Here is an 822-nt window from a genome sequence, read left to right on the forward strand (position 1 = left end):
CACTTCACCTTGCTTGTTGAAGATTGTGAAGCCACGGCTGCCACCGTCTAAATCACCTTCATCGGCAGTGGCGAAATATTCAGTGTCAATCCAAGATACGCCATCAGGCTCACGAGGAATATCGTTTAAGCTCTCGCTTAATGAAATAATGGCGGCATCTTCTTCTGTGTTGTCGATGTTTTCAAGATCAACGGTACCCGCTGAGAAGTCTGCGCTAACCGTGGCTGTTTCCAGGTCAACTAATAAAATGTGGTTGTTTTCCTGAAGTGTGACAACAGCGATATTGTCACTGTTGATATCGACATATTCTGGCTCAGGGTCTGCTGCGTACAGGTCAGCAATTCCGGTGATGTCTAGAGTTTGGCTTGTCCAATCAGCAGGTTCACCGCTTAGGTTAAGAATAACCAGCTCGCCAGCTGGAAGCTGCGGTGGCGCACCATCGCCTAGATCTTCATCACGCTCGTTTTCAAGAATCACAAGTGCATACATGCTGTCCGGGCTGACTGCGATAGAGTCTGGTTGGCCGCCAAGAGCGATCGTTCTAACTAGAGTTTTACTCGCAATATTAATGACAGCTAGCTCGCCCGATACCGTGACGTAGTCTGTTGAAGTGTTTACAGCCGCGAGAGCGTACTCTCCTTTGATCGCTACTGATGTTGGCTCGCCATTGAGTGCGAATGTGCCTGCAGCAGCCGGAGACTCAATAGTAGAAATATCGACGAAGCCTAGCTGTTCTTGCTCGCTGTCAGTATAGATTAACGTTTGTCCGTCAGTGCTTGCGGCAACAATTTCTGCAACGGTTTCGGTGTCGTCATTACATTG

At 48.5% G+C, this 822-nt stretch carries 1 pseudogene; it reads right to left on the bottom strand.

Annotation, left to right across the window (positions count from 1 at the left end):
- Nucleotides 1–822 (bottom strand): annotated as a pseudogene (locus tag A3763_RS29035) (alkaline phosphatase); the annotation flags it as partial.

Source organism: Oleiphilus sp. HI0128, assembly GCF_001635365.1.